The organism is Amycolatopsis sp. NPDC059657 (genome assembly GCF_042734395.1).
Classification (GTDB): domain Bacteria; phylum Actinomycetota; class Actinomycetes; order Mycobacteriales; family Pseudonocardiaceae; genus Amycolatopsis.
This window is the reverse complement of the sequence record NZ_JBHWEB010000081.1, coordinates 1-21,178: the sequence shown is the minus strand read 5'-3', so window position 1 is coordinate 21,178 and position 21,178 is coordinate 1. Positions and strand designations below refer to the sequence as shown.

The following is a 21,178-nucleotide window of genomic DNA, read 5'->3' as shown; positions in this document are numbered from 1 at the left end:
TCGAACACATGTTCGAAGGCCCGATCCTGCACGCCGACCTCGACTCGTTCTACGCGTCGGTCGAGCAGCGGGACGACGCCGCGCTGCGCGGGCGGCCGGTGATCGTCGGCGGCGGGGTGGTGCTCGCGGCGAGCTACGAGGCGAAGGCGTTCGGCGTGCGCACGGCGATGGGCGGGCGGCAGGCGCGGCACCTGTGCCCGCACGCGATCGTCGTGCCGCCTCGGATGAAGGCCTACTCCGAAGCGAGCAAGGCCGTGTTCAAGGTCTTCGGCAACACCACCCCGCTCGTCGAAGGCCTGTCGATCGACGAGGCGTTCCTCGACGTCGGCGGCCTGCTGCGGATTTCGGGCACGCCGAGCCAGATCGCCGCGCGGCTCCGGCGGGACGTCGCGGAGCAGGTCGGGCTGCCGATCACGGTCGGCGTGGCGCGGACCAAATTTCTCGCCAAAGTGGCCAGCGGCGTGGCCAAGCCCGACGGGCTGCTCGTGGTGCCGCACGACGGCGAGCTCGCGTTCCTGCATCCGCTGCCGGTCGAACGGCTCTGGGGCGTCGGCAAGGTCACCTCCGGCAAGCTGCGCGAGCGCGGGATCAAGACGGTCGGCCAGGTCGCCGCGCTCAGCGAGCCGGTGCTCGTCTCGATGCTCGGCGCTGGCACGGGACGTCACCTGTTCGCGTTGGCGCACAACCAGGACCCGCGGTCCGTCCAGGTCGGCCGCCGCCGTCGCTCGATGGGTTCGCAGCGCGCGCTCGGCCGGAGCAGGAGATCCGCCGAAGAGCTCGACACCATCCTCAGCGCGATCGCCGACCGCCTCGCCAGGCGCCTGCGCGCGGCGCACCGCGTCTGCCGCACGGTGACACTGCGCCTGCGCTTCGCCGACTTCTCCCGCGCGACCCGCTCGCACACCCTGCCGGAGCCGACCGAGCACACCGAGGTCATCCTCGCGGCGGCACGCGAACTGCTCGCCGAAGCCAGGACGCTGATCGAAGACCAAGGCCTGACCTTGATCGGCGTCGCGCTGTCCAACCTGACCCGCGACAACGCGATCCAGCTCGAACTGCCCTTCGACGGCTACGAGACGACCGCGCTCGACACCGCGCTGGACCAGGTCCGCGACCGCTACGGCTCGTCGGCGATCACGCGCGCGACGTTGCTCGGCCGCCCCGACGACCTGGAGATGCCGATGCTGCCCGACTGAGGATCTCCACGCCCTCGGCGATGTCCGTCGGCGTGTTCGCGGCGTACCCGAGCACCAGGCCGGGCGGACCGGAAACCTGGCTGTGCCATGACAACGGCTGCACTTTGACGCCCATGTCGAGTGCACGGGCAGCGATGTCCACATCGGACTCACCGGCGAACGTGATCATCAGGTGCAGCCCGGCGGCGGCACCGTGCACGGTCGCGTCCGGCAGATGCGTCCGCAACGCCTCGATCATCACGTCGCGCCGCTGCCGATGCCGTCGCCGCACAAAGCGAAGCTGGCGCTCGAGCTCGCCGGACTCCATCAGGTGCGCGAGAACCAGCTGCGGCAGCACGGCATTGCCGAGGTCCGCGCACCGCTTGGCGGCCACGACCTCCTCGCGATACTCGGACGGCACGAGCAGCCAGCCGACGCGCAGCGCGGGCGCGAGCAGTTTCGACACACTTCCCGTGTAGCAAACGTTTTCGGCAAGCATCGAGCGCAACGCGGGCACCGGCGGGCGGTCATAGCGGTGCTCGGCGTCGTAGTCGTCCTCGATGATCAAGCCGTCCCAGCGCATCAGCTCGCGGCGCCGCTCGCCGTCGAGCACAACACCGGTCGGGAACTGATGCGCGGGTGTCATCAGCACGACCGGAGCACCGCTCTCGCGCAACGCGTCCACCCGCATCCCCAGGCCGTCGACCGGAATCGGCGGAGTGCTCAGCCCGAGGTAGTGCAAGTGCTGGCGGGCGCCCAGCGAACTCGGATCCTCCACCGCCACGTCGGAGATCCCGCGCTGCCGCAACACCATCGCCAGCAGCGCGAGCGACTGGGCGACCCCGGCGACGATGATCACCTCGCCCGGGTCCACGCTGATCCCCCGGCTCCTGGCCACCCAGTTCGCGACAGCCGCACGCAAAGCGGGCGCACCACGCGGGTCGCCATAACCGAAGTCGGACGGCGAAAGCGTGCTCAACACCGCGCGTTCCGCACGCAGCCAGGCCGTCCGTGGGAAGGCGGCCAGATCCGGCACGCCCGGCGAGAGGTCGATCCGGGCGGGTGCGGCACGGATGGCGTCGAAGATGTCCCGATCAGGGTCGGCGCCGAACGGGCTCGGAAGGCGGTCGGCGGGCTCTTGCGGGCGGGGCGACGCGGGCGCGGCGACGACGACGGTTCCGGCCCGGCCGCGGCCGTCGGCGTGGCCGTCTTCGATCAGGCGCTGGTAGGCCTCGACCACCACACCACGCGAAACGCGCAGGTCCTCGGCGAGCGCGCGGGTCGCGGGCAGCCTGCCGCCGAGTGGCAGGCTGCCGTCCGAGATCGCCATCCGCAAGCGCTGCGCCAGCCAGTCCGCCAGGCCGCCCGCCGGCGCGTCGCCGAGGTTGAGCTGCAGGAAGTCGGATCCGGTTTTGGTCCGATCCGGCTGGACATCTTTGGACCTACCCATTGGACCATTATGGCCGCACGCTGGTCCGTATGAGTATCGAGTTCCTGCTGACGGCGCTGCTCGTGGTCGTCACCCCCGGCACCGGCGCGCTCTACACGATCGCGGCCGGGCTCTCGCGTGGCGTCCGCGCGAGCCTGCTGGCCGCGTTCGCGTGCACGCTCGGCATCGTGCCGCACCTGATCGCCGCGATCACCGGGCTCGCGGCGCTGCTGCACACCAGCGCGGTCGCGTTCCAGGTGCTCAAGTACCTGGGCGTCGCATACCTGCTGTTCATGGCCTGGAGCACGCTGCGCGACAAGGAGGCGCTGACGGTCGACGCCGATCCCGAGCCCCGGTCGGCGCTGAAGACCCTGGTGTCGGGCGTGCTGGTCAACATCCTCAACCCGAAGCTGACCATCTTCTTCGTCGCGTTCCTCCCGCAGTTCGTGCCCGGCGGCGAGCCGGGCGCGCTCGCGCACATGATCGAGCTGAGCGCGGTCTTCATGGCGCTGACGTTCGTCGTGTTCGCGGCCTATGGCTGGTTCGCCGCGGCGATCCGCTCGCATGTCATCTCGCGGCCGAAGGTGCTCACCTGGCTGCGCCGGGTTTTCGCGGGCGGGTTCGCCGCCCTGGGCGCGAGGCTCGCATTCGGGGACGTCTAGCGTTTTGAGATGATGTCCGCCGAGGCAGTTTTCCCAGAAAGGACAGCGGTGGACACGCAGATCGAGACGCTCGAATTCCAGGCCGAGGCGCGCCAGCTCCTGCAGCTGATGGTCCATTCGATCTACTCGAACAAGGACATCTTCCTGCGCGAGCTCATCTCCAACGCGTCGGACGCGCTGGACAAGCTCCGGCTGGCGGCATTCCAGGACAAGGAGCTGCAGGCCGACACCACCGACCTCCACATCACGCTCGACGTCGACAAGGAAGCGCGCACGCTGACCGTGCGCGACAACGGCATCGGCATGTCGCGCGAGGAGGTGATCACCCTCATCGGCACCATCGCCAAGTCGGGCACCGCCGACCTGCTGCGCAAGATGAAGGAGGCGAAGGACACCGCCGCCTCCGCCGAGCTCATCGGCCAGTTCGGCGTCGGTTTCTACTCGGCGTTCATGGTCGGCGACAAGGTCACCCTGCTGACGCGCCACGCGGGCGAGACCGAGGCGACCCGCTGGGAATCCGGCGGCGAGGGCACGTACACCATCGAGACGGTCGCGGACGCGCCGCAGGGCACCTCGGTCACCGTGCACCTCAAGCCGGAAGACGCCGAGGACCACCTCTTCGACTACACCGCCGACTGGAAGATCAAGGAGATCGTCCAGCGGTACTCCGATTTCATCACCTGGCCGGTCCGGATGACCGTCGAGCGCGACGGCGAGTCCTCGGTCGAGACGATCAACTCGATGAAGGCGCTCTGGGCGCGGTCGAAGGACGACGCCACCGAGGCCGAGTACAACGAGTTCTACAAGCACATCAGCCACGACTGGACCGATCCGCTGGAAACCATCCAGATGAAGGCGGAAGGCACGTTCGAATACCAGGCGCTGCTGTTCATCCCGTCGCACGCGCCGCTGGATCTCTATATGCGCGAACGCAAGCGCGGCGTCCAGCTCTACGTCAAGCGCGTGTTCATCATGGACGACTGCGAAGCGCTGATGCCCGAGTATCTGCGGTTCGTCAAGGGTGTCGTCGACGCGCAGGACCTTTCGCTGAACGTTTCGCGCGAGATCCTGCAGCAGGACCGCCAGATCCAGCTGATGCGCCGCCGTCTGGTCAAAAAGGTGCTCTCGACGGTCAAGTCCATGATGGACACCGAGAAGTACCAGACGTTCTGGAAGGAATTCGGCCCCGCGGTCAAGGAAGGTCTCGTCAACGACTTCGACAACCGCGAGACGATTCTCGAGATCTCGTCGTTCGAAACCACGCACGAGGCCGAGAAGGTTTTCACTCTGCGCCAGTACATCGAGCGTATGAAGGAGGGCCAGGAGCACATCTACTACCTCACCGGCGCCTCCCGGTCGACGATCGAGAACTCGCCGCACATGGAAGCGTTCCGCGCCAAGGGTTTCGAGGTGCTGATCCTCACCGACGCGGTCGACGAGATGTGGGTCGACTCGATCGGCGAGTTCGACGGCAAGCGGTTCCAGTCCATCGCCAAGGGCCAGGTCGACCTCGACACCGAGGACGAGAAGAAGGACGCCGAGTCCGAGCGTGACCAGCAGCAGAAGGACTTCGCGTCACTGCTCACCTGGATGACGAAGTCGCTGGAGGAGAACGTCAAGGAGGTCCGGCTCTCGTCACGCCTGACCACTTCGCCCGCCTGCATCGTCGGCGACGCGAACGACGTCACCCCCACGCTGGAGAAGATGTACCGCGCGATGGGCCAGGACGTCCCGCACATCAAGCGCATCCTCGAGCTCAACCCGGCCCACCCGCTGGTCACCGGCCTGCGCAAGGCCCACGACGAGGGCAAGGACGACGCCGGCCTGGCCGAGCTCCTCTACGGCCTCGCGCTGCTCGCAGAGGGCGGGGACCTGAACGACGCCCCGCGCTTCACCCGGCTCCTGGCCGACCGCCTCGCCCAGACGCTGTAAAGACTCGTGCGCGTTGCGGGCGGCTCTAACCGCCCGCGACGCGCACGAGCTTTAAACCCATCACCCGCTCGCCCGCGACCAGCGTCTCCTCCACGAACCCACGCCGCCGGTACAGCGCGGTCGCCCGCTCGTTGGCTTCGTAGACCAGCAGCCCGACCCTTGCCGCGCCACTCCCACGCGCCCACTCGACAACGGCTTCCACCAACGCATCGGCGACGCCCTGACCGCGCGCGAACGGCGCGACCCACATCGAGAGCAGCTCGATCGAGCCGTTCTCGTCGGGAGCCGTCCCGCTCGCCATCCCGGCGGGCTTTCCCTCGTACTCGGCCAAAACGTTGAACGGCACGTTGACGAGACGGCCGCGCCACCGTGACTCCGGCGCGTTCAACCACTCCGCGAGCGTGCTGCCGAACGCCTCTGGCGCCTCGCGCAGCGCTTCCAGCCGAAGCTCGCGCCAGCCGGCCCAGTCATCCGGCGAGAGCTCGCGCAGCACGATCATCACACCCTCACCACGATCGCGGTCGCGTTGTCACGCCCGCCCGCCGCTTCGGCGTCCGCGAGCAGCTGCCGGACCAGTTCCTCGGGCGGCTTCGGCAGGCTCAGGATCTCCAGCATCCGGTGGTACGGAACCTGTTCGGCGATCCCGTCGGTGCACAGCAGGAAGACATCGCCTGGCCGGGGAAACACGGTGAGCACATCGGGTTCCGGCCGCGCGGGGTGCCCGATGTACCGCGTCAGCTGGTACCGCGCCGCGGACGCCTGCGGCGAGTCGAACGGATACCAGCCGTGGACCGCGCCCAGCCAGGCCATCGTGTGATCCGTGGTCAGCAACTCCAGTAGCCCTTCGCGCAGGCGGTAGACGCGGGAGTCACCGACCTGCGCGATCAGGAAACCGTCCGCGGCGGGCACCAGCGCGGTCAGCGTGCAGCCGGTCAGCTCGCCGAGCTGGGCGCCGATCTCGCCGACCCGCCGCTGGGCCGCGGCCACCGCCTCACGGACCGATTCGGCCGTGGCGGGTGCTTTCAGCAGCTCGACCATGGTGCCGACGGTGGTCCGGCCCGCCATGGCGCTGCCGCGGCCGTCGCCCATGCCGTCCGCCACGATGGCGAGCAGCGGCTCGACGCCCAGGTGGGCGACGTCGTAGTTCTCGCGGTAGCGATTGCCGATCTCGTTCCCGGCGGCTGCGCTGATGCTCATGTCCCCGAGTCTGCCGGAAACAGGGGTCGTGAGTGGTACGGCCGGTTCTAACCGGCGAAAACACTCACGACCCAATGCTCAGGTCAGGCCTCGGTTCGTCGCCCATCGCGTGAGTTCGCGCCGGTTGGACAGCCTGAGCTTGCGCAGCACGGCCGCCGCGTGCGTCTCGACCGTCCTGGCCGAAATGGATAGTCGCGTGCCCACTTCCTTGTACGTGTACCCGGCCGCGACCAGGCGCAGCACGTCACGCTCACGCGGGGTGAGCTGGTCGAGCTCCGGGTCGCCGTGGAACGCGGCGAGCACGAAACCGGCCAGGCGTGGGGAAAAGTAGGCGTCGCCATCGTGGACCCGGCTGATCGCCTCGTACAGGTCGGGCCCCGAGATCGCCTTGGTGACGTAGCCGTGCGCGCCGCCGCGGATGACCGCGATGACGTCCTCGGCCGCGTCGGACACCGACAGCGCCAGCCAGCGGACGCCGGGGCAGGAAGCCGCGTTCAGTATCGCCAGGCCGCCGCCGTCGGGCAGATGCACGTCGAGCAGGACCACGTCCGGCCGGAGTGCGTGGATTCCGTCGATGGCCTCGGAAACCGTCGCCGCCTCGCCGACGATGTCGACGCAGGAACCGACCTCCGCGCGTACTCCCGAGCGGACCAGCGCGTGGTCGTCGACGAGGAAGACCCGGATCACAGCGGCATCCTGATCTCGACCTCGGTGCCTTCACCGGGGACGGAACGGACCTCCGCGGTGCCGCCGTGCTGCCGGACCCTGCCCTCGATCGAGTCCACGATGCCGCGCCGATCGGGTCCATTGTGGACGGAGGGGTCGAAGCCGCGGCCCCGATCCTTGGCCAGCGCGAACACCTCCGTCTCCGTCACTTCCACCAGCACCGACATCTCCCGTACCCCCGCGTGTTTCGCCGCGTTCGTCAACGCCTCCCGTACCGCGCCCGCGACCGCGCGGGCCGGGGCGTCGAGCGCGCGGCTGCCGACCGAGACCAGCTCGACGGCGACCGCGTACCGGTCCTCGACCTCGGCGACCAGGTCCGCGATCGCGGCGGCGAAGTCGTCCTCCGACGGCCTGCCGAACAGCCACGCCCGCAACTCGCGCTCGGTGCCGCGCGCGAGCCGCCGCACTTCGGGCTCGTCGGTGCGCTTGTGGATCAAGGTCAGCGCCTGCAGCACCGAATCGTGCAGATGCGCCGCGACCTCGGCGCGTTCCTCCGCGCGGACCCGTGCCGCGCGCTCGCGTGTGATCGTCCTGGTCAGCAGGTAGATCCACGGCAACAGCACCGCCCCGACCAGCGCGAGCACCCCGGCGGCGAAGATGGACGCCATCGCCACCCCCGCGCCGGCGGGCGTGTCGCCGATCAGGAACACCGAGACGGCCGCGCCACCCGCCGCCGCCGACGCCGAGACGGCGACCACACGGCGGAACAGCCTGTCCGCCTCGTGGTCGCCGCGCAGCCGGGCGGCGGCGAGCCGTGTCCACGGCAGCACCGCCAGCCCGACCACGGTCAGCATGATCGCCACGACCACCGGCAGGCTCGGGCGCGGCGTGTGCTCGACCGCCCAGGCCAGCACACCGAGCGAGCAGAAACCGAGACACCCCAAAAGAATCAGCCATCGTGGTCGCACACTCCCGATGTTAGGGAATCCGGAACACGTTCGCCGCCAGCTGTCCGCGCGCGACGTCGGTGTTGCGGGCGATCACGTCGCCGAGGTTCTGCCGGAAGTCGATCCCGAACAGCACCTTGATGGCCGCCAGCGACGGATCGTTCCCGTAGAAGAACCGGTCACCGTCCCGCATCGCCTCGAACTGCTTCTTCCAGATCGCGAGCTGCAGTTCGCCGAACTCGCTGCCGGGCACCGGCTTCTCGGACACCAGTCCGGGAAACGCCTCCAGCGTGTTCACATCGCCGTAGAGCGCCTTGAGCCGCGCCGCCAGCGTGGTCCGCCGCTCCCCCTTGACGGCCGTGTCGCCACCGGGCGGCACGGGATTGCCCGCCGCGTCGAAGAGCCGGACGAAATCGAGCGCGTCCGGATCCTCGATCTCCGCGCCGGGTGTCAGCTCGGGATCGGCGGGGAACGTCTCGGTCGCCTCGCCGGTGACCGCGCTGAACGAAGCCTTCGGCGCCAGCCCGTACGCCTGCCGGAGCTGCTGATACGTCGGCATGCCGTGGTCACGTCCGCGCTCTATGTCGATGGCCCCGATGTCGAACACGGCCATCTGGTCACCTCGCCGCAGGACGATATTGCGCACCAGGTCCCCGATCTGCTCGTCGCTGGCCGACTGCGGGTACGCACCCAGTCCCTGCAGCACCGGCCCGAGCTGAAGCTGCGTGACGAGGTCGGGATTGAACGTCGCCACCTCGGACGGCACCTTGATCTCCGCCAAGCCACCGGTGACGGTTACTGTCAAACCCTTGGCGCGCAACGCGTCCAGCTGTGCCTGGGAGTAGTGACTCGCCTCGGTCTTGAACCGCAGATCGCCGTTCAGCATGCTGTGCGCCCGGTACCCCACCGTGGCGAACTCGTTGCCGACCGTCGGGTTCACCTGCGGGTTGTAGCCGCGGTAAGGCGCCAGCCGCACTCCCAGGGACGGCAGGAACTCCTCGTAGGTGATGTACTGCTGCGTCGCGATGACCACCCGGCGCGCGATCTGGAACTTCGTCTCCTCCGGCAGCGTGCGGGGCAGCCGGTCGACGATCCGGTTGTGCTCCCTGGCGAACAGGTTCTGCACGCTCAGCAGCCCGATGTTCTCGTTGGCCCGGTGATCCCCGGCGACGGCCGCGCGCCCGTCCAGCCCGATCGGGTCGTCCATGCCCGGCGCCGAGTTCTTGTCGCCGCGTTCGTCACGCCTGGGCAGCATCCCGCCCGGCAGCAGCAGCCGCGCGCCGTTGTTGCCGAGGTCCCCGTCGACCGGTCCTTCGCGGAGCCATTCGAGCCGCTCGGCCGTGCCGCCGTAGACCGCGAACGCGTCCAGGTACGAATCGAGCAGGTTGACCTGCTGCCGCGGCCCGCTTCCGGGCACGGTCGCGCTGCGCCGCACCGGCAATCCGGTGGCCCGCGGAAACCGTTCCAGCGGGTCGGCAGGATCGAAGGGGATCGGCTGGATCTCGGTGCCGTCCTTGCGCAGCCCGAAGGTGTGGTCGAGGAACTGCCCCCAGGTCGCGGTCCACTGGGTCATCCCGCGCGGCGACACGAGCCGCTGGCCGGTGTCGTTGAAGATCCGGTTGCTGATCCGCCTGGCGTTCGGCCCGCTGACCGGCACACCGAGCCCGTCCGCGTACCGGGCGCCCGCCACCCGCAGATACGCCGACCCTGCCACGCCCCACTCCGGGTGCGCGCGGTTGTTCCCGCTGCCGTCGAGGCTCTGGTACTCCGGCGGCGTCGCGCTCGCGGTGCCGCTCGCCAGCACGACGAGCGCCACGGCCGGGACGACCGCCTTGGTCACACGATGTCGTTTTCTCATGCGTCCAGGCTTGCGCCGATCAGGTGCGCGGCACATCCGTAGCGATCCCTGGAAAAACCCGGAGGTCCGCGCTCTCGCGGTGTCCGTACCGCTGGTCAGAGGCGTTCGATGATGGTCACGTTGGCGGTGCCGCCGCCTTCGCACATCGTCTGGAGGCCATAGCGGCCGCCCCGCGCCTCGAGTTCGTGCAGCAGGGTGGTGAGCAGTTTCGTGCCGGTCGCGCCGATCGGGTGACCGAGCGCGATGCCGCCGCCGTTGACGTTCACCCGCTCCGGATCGGCGCCGGTCTCCTCGATCCACGCGAGCACGACGCTCGCGAACGCCTCGTTCACCTCGAACAGGTCGATGTCCTCAATGGACATTCCGGCACGGCGCAGCGCGTACGAGGTCGCGGGGATCGGCCCGGTCAGCATCCACACCGGATCCGCCGCACGCACCGAAAGGTGGTGCACGCGGGCGCGGGGCGTCAGGCCGTGCTCACGCACGAAGGCCTCGGAGGCCAGCAGGGTGGCGCTCGCCCCGTCCGAGATCTGCGAGGCCACCGCCGCGGTGATCCGCGAGCCTTCGCTGAGCGGTTTCAGGCCGGCCATGCGCTCGAGACTGGTGTCCCGGCGCGGCCCCTCGTCGAGCCGGAATCGCTCGAACGGCACGATTTCCCGCTCGAACCGGCCGGAGTCGATGGCAGCCAGCGCACGCTGATGACTCGAGAACGCGTACTCCTCCATCGCTTCCCGCGTGATGTCCCAGTGTCCCGCGATCATGTCCGCGCTCCGGAACTGTGACACTTCCGCGCCGCCGAACCGCTCTTGCCAGCCCTTCGAGCCGGAGAACGGATCATCGAAACCGTATTCGCGACCGGCGATCATCGCGGCGCTGATAGGGACCTGGCTCATGTTCTGCACGCCGCCGGCGACGACGAGATCCTGCGTGCCGGACATGATCGCCTGCGCGGCGAAATGCACGGCCTGCTGGCTCGACCCGCACTGCCGGTCGACGGTCACGCCCGGCACGTGGTTCGGATAGCCCGCCGCGAGCCACGCCGTGCGGGCGATGTTGCCTGCCTGCGAGCCGATCGTGTCCGTGCAGCCGAGAATGACGTCGTCGACGAGCGCCGGATCGACGCCGGAACGCTCGACGAGCGCGGTGATCACATGGGCGGCCAGGTCCGCGGAGTGGACACCGCTGAGTGCTCCGCCGCGCTTCCCGACCGCGGTGCGCACCGCGTCCACAATGTACGCTTCAGCCACTTTTCGTCCCGATCCCGTCGAGGAGAATGCCGAGATACTGCTTCGCGACGGCGTCGGAAGTCAGTGCGCCGTCAGGGTTGTACCAGCGGACGGCCACCCAGACGGTGTCGCGGATGAACCGGTAGACCAGCTCGACGTCGAGGTCCTGCCGGAACACTCCCTCGCTGACACCGTCGGCGAGAATCCCGTTCCACAGCTTGCGGAACTCGGCGTTGCGGTCGACCAGGTAGGCGAACCTCGGCAGCTGCATGAGGTGTTTCGCTTCGTTCTGATAGATCGCGACCTCGGCGGGCCGCCGGTGGATCGAGTCGAACGAGGCGGTGACGACCGCTTCGAGCGTCTCGCGCGGGCCGTGCTCGGCCGCCACGATCTCCGCGTAGGTACCGAAAAGCTCGTCGAGGAAGCCGGTGAGGATCTCGTCGGCCATCGACTCCTTCGAGTCGAAATGATGATAGAGGCTCCCGGACAGGATGCCTGCCGCGTCGGCGATGTCGCGCACGGTCGTCGAGACGAAGCCGCGCTCGGCGAACAGGCGCGCGGCCAAGGACAGCAGTTCGGCTCGGCGGGAGCCACCTGGCTTAGGCATGCTGACTGCTCACTGACACAACCTCACCGGTCAAATAGGACGCGTAGTCGCTGGCTAGGAACACCATGACATTGGCGACTTCCCAGGGTTCCGCCGCCCTCCCGGAAACCTCGCGCTCGGTGAGTTCGGCGAGCAGCTCCTCGCTGGTCACCTTGGCGAGGAACGGGTGCATCGCAAGGCTCGGCGCGACGGCGTTGACCCGGATCCCGTGCCGGGCCACGTCGACGGCCGCGCAGCGTGTCAACGCCATGACACCGGCTTTCGCGGCCGCGTAGTGCGCTTGCTCGGCCTGCGCGCGCCAGCCGATCACGGACGCGTTGTTGACGATCGCGCCGCCGCCACCCTGCTCGATGAACTTCTTGACCGCCGCCCTGGTGGCGCGGAAGGTCCCGTTGAGCGTGACGTCGATGACCCGTGACCATTCGTCGTCGGTCATGTCCACAATAGACTTCGAACCGCCGAGCCCGGCGTTGTTGATCAGCACGTCGATCCGTCCGAAGTGGCCGGACGCGCCGTCGATGAGCGCCTGCACCTGATCTTCCTGTGTGACATCGCACGGGATGGCGTGTACCCCGAGTTCCTCGGCTTTGACGGCGAGCCGCCGCTCGTGCCAGTCGCTGATGACGACACGGGCGCCTTCCTCGACGCAGCGTTTGGCGACCGCCGACCCGATGCCGGTGCCGGCGGCGGCCGTCACCACGACCACCTTGTCCCGCACCAGGTTCGCACCCTCGGGATATTTCGGAACCGGGATCACGGCCGGGCCTCCCTCGGCAGGCCGAGCACGCGCTCGGCGATGACGTTGCGCTGGATCTCGTTGGAGCCGCCGTAGATGGTGTCCGCCCGGCTGAACAGGAACAGCCGCTGCCACTGATCGAGCCCGTCCTCGGCGAGCATGCCGCGCTCACCGCGGATCATCATCGCCAGCTCGCCGAGCGAGCGGTGCCAGTTCGACCAGACCAGTTTGGACACTTCCGCGACACCGGGCGACGTGTCGCCGAGCGTGCGTATCGCGTGCGCGCGCATGACTTCCAAACCCACCCACGCCCGCTGGAGCCGTTCCGCGATGATCGGGTCATCGGGGTCGGCCAGGTCGTTCAACGCCTGAAGCTCACGACGGAACCCGACCTGCTGGCCGAGGGTGGCGACCCCGCGTTCGAAGCCGAGCGTGCCCATGGCGACGCGCCAGCCGTCGCCAGGTTCGCCGACGACCAGGTCGGCGGCGGTGCGCGCGCCGTCGAAGAAGACCTCGTTGAACTCGGAGGTGCCGGTGAGCTGGCGGATCGGCCGCACGTCGACGCCGGGTTGCCGCATGGGAACGAGCAGATAGGACAGTCCTTTGTGGCGTTTCGAGCCCGGTTCGGTCCGCGCCAGCACGAAGCACCAGTCGGCGAGATGCGCGTGCGACGTCCAGACTTTCTGGCCGTGCAACACCCATTCGCCGTCTTCGAGCCTGGCCGTCGTCGAGACCGCCGCGAGGTCGGACCCGGCGCCGGGTTCGGAGTAGCCCTGACACCACAGCTCTTCGACCGAGCGGATCTTGGGGAGAAAGCGCTGCTGCTGCGCGGGGGTGCCGAACGCGATCAGCGTCGGGCCGAGCAGATTCTGCCCGATGTGCCCGACCGTCGCCGGCGCGTCCGCCCGCGCGTACTCCTCGTGGAAGATCACCTGCTCGTCGAGCGTCGCGCCGCGGCCGCCGTGCTCGACCGGCCAGCCGAGACAGCTCCAGCCCGCGGCGGCGAGATGCCGCTCCCAGACCACGCGTTCCTCGTAGGCCTCGTGGTCGCGGCCGGGTCCGCCAAGTCCTTTGAGCGCGGCGAATTCGCCGCTGAGGTTAGCTTCGAGCCAGGCTCTGACCTCGTCACGGAACACCGGATTCACCACCTGTCGACATCTGGCGAGCTCCTGCGTAGGCTACCCTACCAAGCACTTGCTAGGGAGACCTTCTGATGGAAGAGACGATCCCGGCGGCACTGTCAGCCGCGGCCGAACGGTTCGGCGCCCGCGAGGCGCTGGCCGACGGCGACGTGCGCCTCACCTACCGCGAGCTGCGCGCCCATGCCCGTGATGTGGCGGGCTTCCTGGTCAATGCGGGGGTCCACCGCGGCGACCGCGTCGCGATCTGCGCGCCCAACACCTGGCATTGGGTCGTCGCCGCACTCGGCACGCTGACCGCGGGCGCGACGCTCGTCCCGATCAACACCCGCTTCACCGCGCGCGAGACGAGTGACATCCTGCGCCGCAGCGACGCGGCGGCGTTGATCATCACCGGCACCTTCCTCGGTGTCGACCGGCTCGCCGACCTCGGCGGCGAACACCCTCCGACCGTGCTCCGCATCCCGGTCGAAGGCGAGGAAACGCCACGCGACGGCGTCACCGAATGGGCCGACATCCCGCACTACGTCGGCGCGTTGCCGCAGGTCGGCCCGGACGACGTGAGCGACATCCTGTTCACCTCCGGCACCACCGGCCAGAGCAAGGGCGCGATGACCAGCCACCGCCGGACACTCGCGGTGGCCGACGCCTGGGGCGAGTGCGGTGAGCTGAGCGAGCGCGACCGGTACCTCGTGGTCAACCCGTTCTTCCACAGCTTCGGTTACAAGGCGGGCATTGTCGCGGCGCTCCTGCGCGGGGTGGCGATCGTGCCGCAGCGGACCTTCGACGTCCACGAGACGTTGCGGCTCATCGAATCGGAGCGGATCAGCGTGCTGCCGGGAGCGCCCACGATCTATCAGGTGCTGCTCGACGCGCCCGAACGCCTGACGCACGACCTCTCCAGCCTGCGCCTGGCCGTGACCGGCGCGGCGACCGTGCCCGAAGCGCTGGTCGAGCGCATGCAGACCGAGATCGGCTTCGAGACCGTGCTCACCGGCTACGGCCTCACCGAAGCGGTCGTCGCGACGATGTCCCGTCCCGGTGACGACAAGGCGACCGTGGCGCGGTTCTCCGGCCGCGCGACCGCCGGGTTCGAGGTGAAACTGGGCGAGTTCGGCGAGGTCCTGTTGCGTGGCCCCAACATGATGCTCGGCTACCTCGACGATCCCGAGGCCACCGCGAAGGCGATCGACGCCGACGGCTGGCTGCACACCGGCGACGTCGGCGTGCTCGACGACCGCGGCTACCTGCGGATCACCGACCGCATCAAGGACATGTACGTGGTCGGCGGGTTCAACGTCTACCCCGCCGAAGTCGAGCAGGCGCTGGCCTGGCTGGACGGGGTCGCGGAGTCCGCCGTGATCGGGGTGCCCGACAAGCTGCTCGGCGAAGTCGGCAAGGCGTTCATCCTGCGTCGGGGCGAACTGTCCGAAGAGGACGTTTTCGCCTACTGCAAGAAGAACCTCGCCAACTACAAGCAACCGCGGTTCGTCGAATTCCGCGACGAACTGCCGCGCAACGCCTCCGGAAAAGTACTGAAACGCGTGCTGCGAGAGGAAAATCCATGAGCGAGGTTCGGTACGAGCGGCGCGGGCCGGTCGCGATCGTGACCATGAACCGGCCCGAGTACCGCAACGCGCAGAACTCGGCCATGACGTACGCCCTCGACGCGGCGTTCCAGCGCGCGGTCGAAGACGACGAGGTCAAGGTCATCGTGCTCGCCGGTGAGGGCAAGCATTTCTCGGCGGGGCACGACATCGGCTCGCCGGGTCGTGACGCCGACGTCTCATTCGAGCGTAAGGCGGTGCTGTGGTGGGACCACGTCGGCGCCGAGGGCGGTGACCAGCGGTTCGCCCGCGAGTCGGAGGTCTATCTCGGGATGTGCCGCCGCTGGCGGGAAATCCCGAAGCCGACCATCGCGAGCGTGCAGGGCGCGTGCATCGCGGGCGCGCTGATGCTCGCGTGGGTGTGCGACCTGATCGTCGCCTCGGACGACGCGTTCTTCGCCGATCCCGTGGTGCGTATGGGTATCCCGGGCGTCGAGTACTTCGCGCACCCGTGGGTGCTCGGCCCGCGCGCGGCCAAGGAAGTGCTGTTCACCGGCGAACGGTTCAGCGCCCAGCAGGCCAAGGAATGGGGCATGCTCAACCGCGTCGTGCCGCGTGACGACCTCGAGAGCGAGACGCTCGCGCTCGCGGAGAAGATCGCCGAGATGCCACGTTTCGGTCTCGCGCTGGCGAAGAAGGCGGTCAACCAGGCCGAAGACCTGATGGGGCTGCGGTCCGGAATGGACTCGGTGTTCGGGTTGCATCACTTCGCGCACGCCCACAACGCCGAGCTGTCCGGTGGTGACTCGCTCGGCGGCCAGGACGCCCGCTCCATGCGTGACGCGAACCGGAAATCCTGATGGACCTCGACCTCGACGCTGCCGCGATCGCCTTTCGCGACGAAGCCCGCGACTGGCTTCGCTCGAATGTGCCGGACCGCCGCCTGGCTTCCTTCGATACCGCCGAAGGCTTCGCCGAGCATCGCGAGTGGGAAGCGCGGCTGGCCGACGCACGCTGGTCGGTCGTGTCGTGGCCTGCGGAATTCGGCGGACGGGACGCGAGCCTGCTGGAATGGGTGCTGTTCGAGGAGGAGTACTACGCCGCGGGCGCACCCTTGCGGGTCAACCAAAACGGCATCTTCATGCTAGCGCCGACGCTGTTCTCCCACGGCACCGAAGAACAACAACGCCGGATACTCCCGAAAATGGCGCGCTCCGAAGAAGTCTGGGCGCAGGCTTGGTCAGAACCCGAAGCGGGCAGCGACATCGCCGCGTTGCGCAGCACCGCGACCCGCGTCGAAGGTGGCTGGCTTCTCAACGGTCAGAAGACGTGGAGTTCGCGTGCCACCTTCGCCGATCACGCGTTCGGACTCTTCCGCAGCGACCCGGCGAGCACTCGCCACAAAGGACTGACGTACTTCATGGCCGACCTGCGGTCAGAAGGCGTGACCGTGCGCCCGATCCCCCAGCTCGACGGTGAACCCGGGTTCGCGGAGATCTTCTTCGACGACGTCTTCGTGTCCGATGTGGACGTCATCGGGCCGGTCGGCGCAGGCTGGAAGGTCGCCATGACCACGGCCAACAACGAGCGCGGACTGTCGTTGCGCAGCCCGGGCCGCTTCCTCGCCGCCGCGGATCGGCTCGTCGGCGAATGGTCTCGGCGCGGCCGCCCGGTCGAGGTCGCGGACCGGGTCGCGGACGCCTGGATCGGCGCGCGGGCGTATCAGCTGTACACGTTCGGCACGGTGACCAGGCTCGCCGAAGGCGGGCAGCTCGGGCCCGAGTCCAGTGTCAACAAGCTTTTCTGGTCACACTTGGACGTCGCACTGCACGAGACGGCGCTGGATCTGCTCGGCCCGGAGGCCGAAGTGGACGGCTGGTCGGACGGCTGGCTGTTCTCACTCGCCGGGCCGATCTACGGCGGCACCGACCAGATCCAGCGCACCACCGTCGCCGAACGCCTGCTCGGCCTGCCGCGAGGTGACCGATGAGGTTCGCGCTCTCCCAGGAACAACTCGACTTCGCGGCCAGCATCGACGCGTGCCTGACCGACACCGGGCCCAAGGGCCTCGCCGAACTGGGCGTCCCGGCTTTGCTCGTCCCCGAACGATTCGACGGGCTCGACGCGAGCGCGATCGACCTCGTGGTCGCCTTCGATCAGCTCGGCTACCACGCCACGCCGGGCCCGTGGGTCGACACGGTCGCCGTGCTCCCGGCTCTGCTCGACGACGAAATCCTCGCCAGTGTGGCGGCAGGCGAAACCTTGGCGTCCATTGTGTACCGGCCGCACGTGCCCTACGCGTTGGACGCGGACACCGCCGAAGCGAAGCTCTTCGTGGACGGTGCCGCGCTGAGAACCTTCACCGCGGGACGCATGCTGTCCTCTGTGGACAAATCACGCAGGCTGTTCGAGGTCGAGCCCGGCGAGGTCATCGGCGCCGCGGCCGACACGGCACGCGCGTTCGAACTCGGTGCGCTCGCGACCACCGCCCAGTTGCTAGGCCTAGGCCGCTGGCTACTGGACACTTCTGTTGCTTATGCCAAACAACGAAAGCAATACGGCCGGGAAATCGGCCAGTACCAAGCGATCAAACATCTGCTCGCCGACGTCGTCACCCGGCTCGAACTCGCCAAGCCACTGCTGTACGCGGCCGCGTTGAGCCTGCTTCCCCGCGATGTCTCGGCAGCGAAAGTCGCCGTCGCCGACGCCGCCCATCTCGCCGCGCGGACCGGTCTCCAGGTCCACGGCGCGATTGGCTATACGGCCGAACATCCCTTGGGTGCCCGGCTCACCAAGGTGCGGGCGCTGGTCGCCGCCTGGGGCACACAGGGATTTCACCGGGCGCGTGTATTGGAGTCGTTGTGAGCTTCACCGAGGAACAGGAAGCACTGCGCGCCTCGGTGCGAACCGCACTGGAGCGCAACCCGGAGCCATGGCAGGCGCTGTGTCAAATCGGCGTAACGGCATTGGCGATTCCCGAAGAATACGGCGGGCTCGGCGCCGGACTGACCGAGCTCCAGATCGTCGCCGAGGAACTGGGCCGAGTTCTGGCCGATGTCCCTTTCCTGAGCACGGTTCTGGCCACCCAGGCCCTGCTGTCCACTGAGGACGAAACGGCCCGCAAGCGCTTGCTGCCCCGGCTGGCCGAGGGCATCACCGGCGCGTTGGCACTTACCGGCGAGTACGTCGTCGACGGCGACACCGCCGAGATCCTGCTGGCCGTCAAGGGAAATACACTGTACGAAGTGGACAGCGCACACACGCGCCACACGCCGACAATGGACGAGACACGACGCCTGGCGAGCGTCGAAATCGTCGATGCACACCCCGTCGGGGAAGTCAACCTCAACCAGGTAAGAGATGTCGCCTTGGCGGTGCTGGCCGCCGAACAGGCGGGCGCGGCCGCGCGAGCGTTGCACATCACAGTGGAATTCTGCAAGCGACGAAAGCAGTTCGGCCGGGCGATCGGCGGGTTTCAAGCACTCAAACACCGCATGGCCGACCTGTACGTGTTGATCGAGACCGCACGCTCCGCGGCCTATGCCGCGACCTCCGAGCGGATGGCCGCGATCGCGAAAGTGTACTGCTCAGAGGCATTTTGCGCGGTCGCCGCCGAGATGATCCAGCTCCACGGCGGCATCGCGATCACCTGGGAACACGAGGCGCACCGGTACTTCAAGCGGGCACATCTGAGCGCCCAGCTATTCGGCTCGCCCCGCGAACATCTGGCGAGGGTAGGGCAAACCCCAGCATGAACTTTGTGGTCCACAGTATTCCCGCGCGCCGGGCCACCTGTCAGTGTGTGGGGTGTGACCACTAATGAAGTTCTCTCGCCGCCCGGTAGTGATTTCGCGCGGCTCACCCGGCGCGTCTCCGAGGCGGACCTCCTCCGTCGGCGCCCTGGCTACTACATCGCGCGATTCTCACTGGTGATCGGCCTCTTCGCCGCGGGCTGGGTCGGCTTCGCCTTCCTCGGTGACAGCTGGTGGTCGCTCGGGCTCGCGGTCTTCTTCGCCGTGATGTTCGCCCAGGTCGCCCTGCTGTCGCACGACCTGGCGCACCGCCAGGTGTTCCGGACGCGGCGGCCGACCGAGATCGTGGGCTGGGCGGTGGGCAACTTCGGCATCGGCATGAGCTACGGCTGGTGGATGGACAAGCACACCCGCCACCACGCCAACCCGAACCACGACGAGCTCGACCCGGATGTCGAGCCGGATGTGCTGGTCTGGTCCAAGAAGCAGGCACGCGTGGCGCGTGGCGTTCCCGCGTTCATCGGCCGCTACCAGGCGTTCCTGTTCTTCCCGCTGCTCACGCTCGAAGGCTTCAACCTGCATGTTTCCGGTTTCCGCGCGCTGTTCAGCAAGTCGCTGAAGCACAAGTGGATCGAAGGCAGCCTGCTCACCGCGCACGTCGTGCTGTACCTCGCCGCCGTGTTCACCGTGCTGTCGCCCGGCAAGGCCGTGGTGTTCATCGTGCTCCACCAGGCGCTGTGGGGCATCTACATGGGATCGATCTTCGCGCCCAACCACAAGGGCATGCCGATCCTCACCGGCAAGACCGAGCTCGACTTCCTCCGCAAGCAGGTGCTGACCTCGCGCAATGTCCAAGGTGGACGGATCACCGACCTTGCGCTCGGCGGGCTCAACTACCAGATCGAGCATCACCTGTTCCCGAGCATGCCGTCGCCGCATCTCGGCCAGGCACAGGTCATCGTCGAGCAGTACTGCGCCGAGCTGGACATCCCGTATTGCCAGACGAGCCTCGTCGACTCGTACGCACAGGTGCTGCGCAGCCTCCACGAGTCTGGGGAACCTCTCAGGAACCGCTCGTAGACTCGAAGTATGAAGAAGAGGATCGCGGCGGCGCTGGGAGTGGCAGGCGCCGCCTGGGCACTGAAGGACCTGCCCGCGGCGTTCGGCGCGAAAGCGACCGGGGCCAGGGCGGACCGCATGCGGCGCTCGCCGCAGTACGCGGACGGGACGTTCCGCAACACCGCGCCCCGCCGCGAGATGCCCGCCTCGACCTATCGCGAGATCTTCCGGGAGATGTTCTTCGGCGAGACCCGCAAGCAGCGCAAACCGGCCGGTGAGATCCCGATCGTCCGCGACGCGCTGCCGCCGCGCGCCGAGGGGCTGCACCTCACCTGGTTCGGGCACGCGTCCACACTGGCCGAGATCGACGGCGCCAGGGTGCTGCTCGACCCGGTGTGGGGCGCGCGCGTCTCCCCCGCCGCCTTCGCCGGTCCGAAGCGGCTCCACGAGCCGCCGCAGCCGATCGAGTCACTGGGCCGGATCGACGCGATCGTCATCTCCCATGATCACTACGACCACCTGGACATGCCGACGGTGCGGACCCTGCTCAAGACGCAGACCGCCCCGTTCCTCGTGCCGCTGGGCATCGGCGCGCACCTGGAGCGCTGGCAGGTCCCGGCGTCGCGGATCATCGAGCTCGACTGGAACGAAGAGGCCACGGTCGCCGGCGTCCGTTTCGTGGCGACGCCGGCTCAGCACTTCTCGGGCCGCGGCCTGTCCAACGACGGCACCCTGTGGACGTCGTGGGTCCTCGCCGGACCGTCGCATCGCGTCTTCTACACGGGCGACTCGGGCTACTTCGACGGCTACGCCAAGATCGGCGAGGAGCACGGCCCGTTCGACGCCGCGCTGATCCAGATCGGCGCGTACGCCCCGGAGTGGCCGGACATCCACATGACCCCGGAGGAAGGCGTCGCCACCCATCTCGACGTGCGCGCCCGCCTGCTGGTCCCGGTGCACTGGGCCACCTTCACGCTGGCCATGCATCCGTGGACCGAGCCGGCCGACCGCGTCTGGCGCGAGGCGAAGGCCCACGACGTCGAGCTGGCGATCCCGAGGCCCGGCGAGCGCGTCGACGTCTCGGCCCCGCCCGCCGTCGACCCCTGGTGGCAAGCCCTCTCGGTGGGGTCGTGAGTGGTATGGCCGGTTAGAACCCAATGCCGGGTAGTTAGGGCTGGGGTTGTGGTGTCAAGGCTGTGATAGACGCGGCTCCTGGTAGAAGAGAAGTCGACTAAGATCCACTCTT

At 68.4% G+C, this 21,178-nt stretch carries 20 protein-coding genes; 10 read left to right on the top strand and 10 right to left on the bottom strand.

Features of this window, described 5'->3' with window-relative positions; all coding sequences use genetic code 11:
• Nucleotides 1-8: 8 nt before the first annotated feature.
• Nucleotides 9-1,196, top strand: coding sequence for a DNA polymerase IV (gene dinB / locus ACFV15_RS33300; RefSeq protein WP_378355393.1), 1,188 nt, complete (start codon nt 9-11; stop codon nt 1,194-1,196).
• Here the strand turns inward: dinB and ACFV15_RS33295 are convergent.
• Complete coding sequence (locus ACFV15_RS33295) at nt 1,135-2,625, bottom strand: PLP-dependent aminotransferase family protein (protein ID WP_378355391.1); 1,491 nt, start codon at nt 2,623-2,625, stop codon at nt 1,135-1,137. The genes dinB and ACFV15_RS33295 overlap by 62 nt on opposite strands.
• Nucleotides 2,626-2,654: 29 nt before the next feature.
• Between ACFV15_RS33295 and ACFV15_RS33290 the strand changes: the two genes are divergently transcribed.
• Together ACFV15_RS33290 and htpG are read left to right on the top strand one after the other, a co-directional pair.
• Nucleotides 2,655-3,266, top strand: coding sequence for a LysE family translocator (locus ACFV15_RS33290; protein WP_378355389.1), 612 nt, complete (start codon nt 2,655-2,657; stop codon nt 3,264-3,266).
• A gap of 48 nt (nt 3,267-3,314) precedes the next feature.
• A complete protein-coding gene (gene htpG, locus ACFV15_RS33285) occupies nt 3,315-5,198 on the top strand; it encodes a molecular chaperone HtpG (RefSeq protein ID WP_378355388.1) in 1,884 nt (627 codons plus the stop codon).
• A 25-nt stretch (nt 5,199-5,223) separates the two neighbouring features.
• Here the strand turns inward: htpG and ACFV15_RS33280 are convergent, their stop codons facing one another.
• The 9 genes from ACFV15_RS33280 to ACFV15_RS33240 all read right to left on the bottom strand — a co-directional run bounded on the left by ACFV15_RS33280 (nt 5,224) and on the right by ACFV15_RS33240 (nt 13,580).
• Nucleotides 5,224-5,697: a GNAT family N-acetyltransferase gene (locus tag ACFV15_RS33280; RefSeq protein ID WP_378355438.1), complete on the bottom strand. Its 474-nt coding sequence runs from the start codon at nt 5,695-5,697 to the stop codon at nt 5,224-5,226.
• Nucleotides 5,697-6,395 (bottom strand): PP2C family protein-serine/threonine phosphatase, encoded by a 699-nt coding sequence (locus ACFV15_RS33275; RefSeq protein WP_378355386.1) that lies wholly within the window; start codon nt 6,393-6,395, stop codon nt 5,697-5,699. The genes ACFV15_RS33280 and ACFV15_RS33275 overlap by 1 nt, the downstream gene beginning before the upstream one ends.
• Before the next feature lie 78 nt (nt 6,396-6,473).
• Nucleotides 6,474-7,079 carry a LuxR C-terminal-related transcriptional regulator gene (locus ACFV15_RS33270; RefSeq protein ID WP_378355436.1) on the bottom strand — a complete coding sequence of 202 codons (606 nt, stop codon included), beginning with the start codon at nt 7,077-7,079 and terminating at the stop codon, nt 6,474-6,476.
• Entirely contained in the window at nt 7,079-8,029 is a 951-nt protein-coding gene (locus ACFV15_RS33265) for a sensor histidine kinase (RefSeq protein ID WP_378355384.1), read from the bottom strand. The genes ACFV15_RS33270 and ACFV15_RS33265 overlap by 1 nt, the downstream gene beginning before the upstream one ends.
• 10 nt (nt 8,030-8,039) lie before the next feature.
• On the bottom strand, nt 8,040-9,866 hold the full coding sequence (locus tag ACFV15_RS33260; RefSeq protein ID WP_378355382.1) for a peroxidase family protein: 1,827 nt from the start codon (nt 9,864-9,866) through the stop codon (nt 8,040-8,042).
• A gap of 95 nt (nt 9,867-9,961) precedes the next feature.
• Complete coding sequence (locus tag ACFV15_RS33255) at nt 9,962-11,113, bottom strand: acetyl-CoA C-acetyltransferase (RefSeq protein WP_378355380.1); 1,152 nt, start codon at nt 11,111-11,113, stop codon at nt 9,962-9,964.
• Complete coding sequence (locus ACFV15_RS33250) at nt 11,106-11,699, bottom strand: TetR/AcrR family transcriptional regulator (protein ID WP_378355379.1); 594 nt, start codon at nt 11,697-11,699, stop codon at nt 11,106-11,108. The genes ACFV15_RS33255 and ACFV15_RS33250 overlap by 8 nt, the downstream gene beginning before the upstream one ends.
• Entirely contained in the window at nt 11,692-12,456 is a 765-nt protein-coding gene (locus tag ACFV15_RS33245) for an SDR family oxidoreductase (RefSeq protein ID WP_378355377.1), read from the bottom strand. The genes ACFV15_RS33250 and ACFV15_RS33245 overlap by 8 nt, the downstream gene beginning before the upstream one ends.
• Complete coding sequence (locus tag ACFV15_RS33240; RefSeq protein WP_378355434.1) at nt 12,453-13,580, bottom strand: acyl-CoA dehydrogenase family protein; 1,128 nt, start codon at nt 13,578-13,580, stop codon at nt 12,453-12,455. Before ACFV15_RS33240 ends, ACFV15_RS33245 begins: the two co-directional genes overlap by 4 nt.
• 65 nt (nt 13,581-13,645) lie before the next feature.
• On the opposite strand from ACFV15_RS33240, the gene ACFV15_RS33235 reads away from it, so the two are divergent.
• The 7 genes from ACFV15_RS33235 to ACFV15_RS33205 are packed head-to-tail and all read left to right on the top strand — an operon-like array spanning nt 13,646 to nt 21,066.
• Nucleotides 13,646-15,142 (top strand): FadD3 family acyl-CoA ligase, encoded by a 1,497-nt coding sequence (locus tag ACFV15_RS33235; RefSeq protein WP_378355432.1) that lies wholly within the window; start codon nt 13,646-13,648, stop codon nt 15,140-15,142.
• Nucleotides 15,139-15,981, top strand: coding sequence for an enoyl-CoA hydratase (locus ACFV15_RS33230; RefSeq protein ID WP_378355375.1), 843 nt, complete (start codon nt 15,139-15,141; stop codon nt 15,979-15,981). The genes ACFV15_RS33235 and ACFV15_RS33230 overlap by 4 nt, the downstream gene beginning before the upstream one ends.
• The gene (locus ACFV15_RS33225; protein WP_378355373.1) at nt 15,981-17,111 is read left to right on the top strand and encodes an acyl-CoA dehydrogenase family protein; all 1,131 of its coding nucleotides are present in this window, start codon (nt 15,981-15,983) and stop codon (nt 17,109-17,111) included. Before ACFV15_RS33230 ends, ACFV15_RS33225 begins: the two co-directional genes overlap by 1 nt.
• Nucleotides 17,108-17,986, top strand: a complete 879-nt coding sequence (locus tag ACFV15_RS33220) for an acyl-CoA dehydrogenase family protein (RefSeq protein WP_378355371.1) — start codon at nt 17,108-17,110, stop codon at nt 17,984-17,986. The genes ACFV15_RS33225 and ACFV15_RS33220 overlap by 4 nt, the downstream gene beginning before the upstream one ends.
• Nucleotides 17,983-18,876, top strand: a complete 894-nt coding sequence (locus ACFV15_RS33215) for an acyl-CoA dehydrogenase family protein (RefSeq protein WP_378355369.1) — start codon at nt 17,983-17,985, stop codon at nt 18,874-18,876. The genes ACFV15_RS33220 and ACFV15_RS33215 overlap by 4 nt, the downstream gene beginning before the upstream one ends.
• Nucleotides 18,877-18,930: 54 nt before the next feature.
• Nucleotides 18,931-19,953, top strand: coding sequence for a fatty acid desaturase family protein (locus tag ACFV15_RS33210; RefSeq protein WP_378355367.1), 1,023 nt, complete (start codon nt 18,931-18,933; stop codon nt 19,951-19,953).
• 9 nt (nt 19,954-19,962) lie between these two features.
• On the top strand, nt 19,963-21,066 hold the full coding sequence (locus tag ACFV15_RS33205; RefSeq protein ID WP_378355365.1) for an MBL fold metallo-hydrolase: 1,104 nt from the start codon (nt 19,963-19,965) through the stop codon (nt 21,064-21,066).
• Nucleotides 21,067-21,178 lie beyond the last annotated feature (112 nt).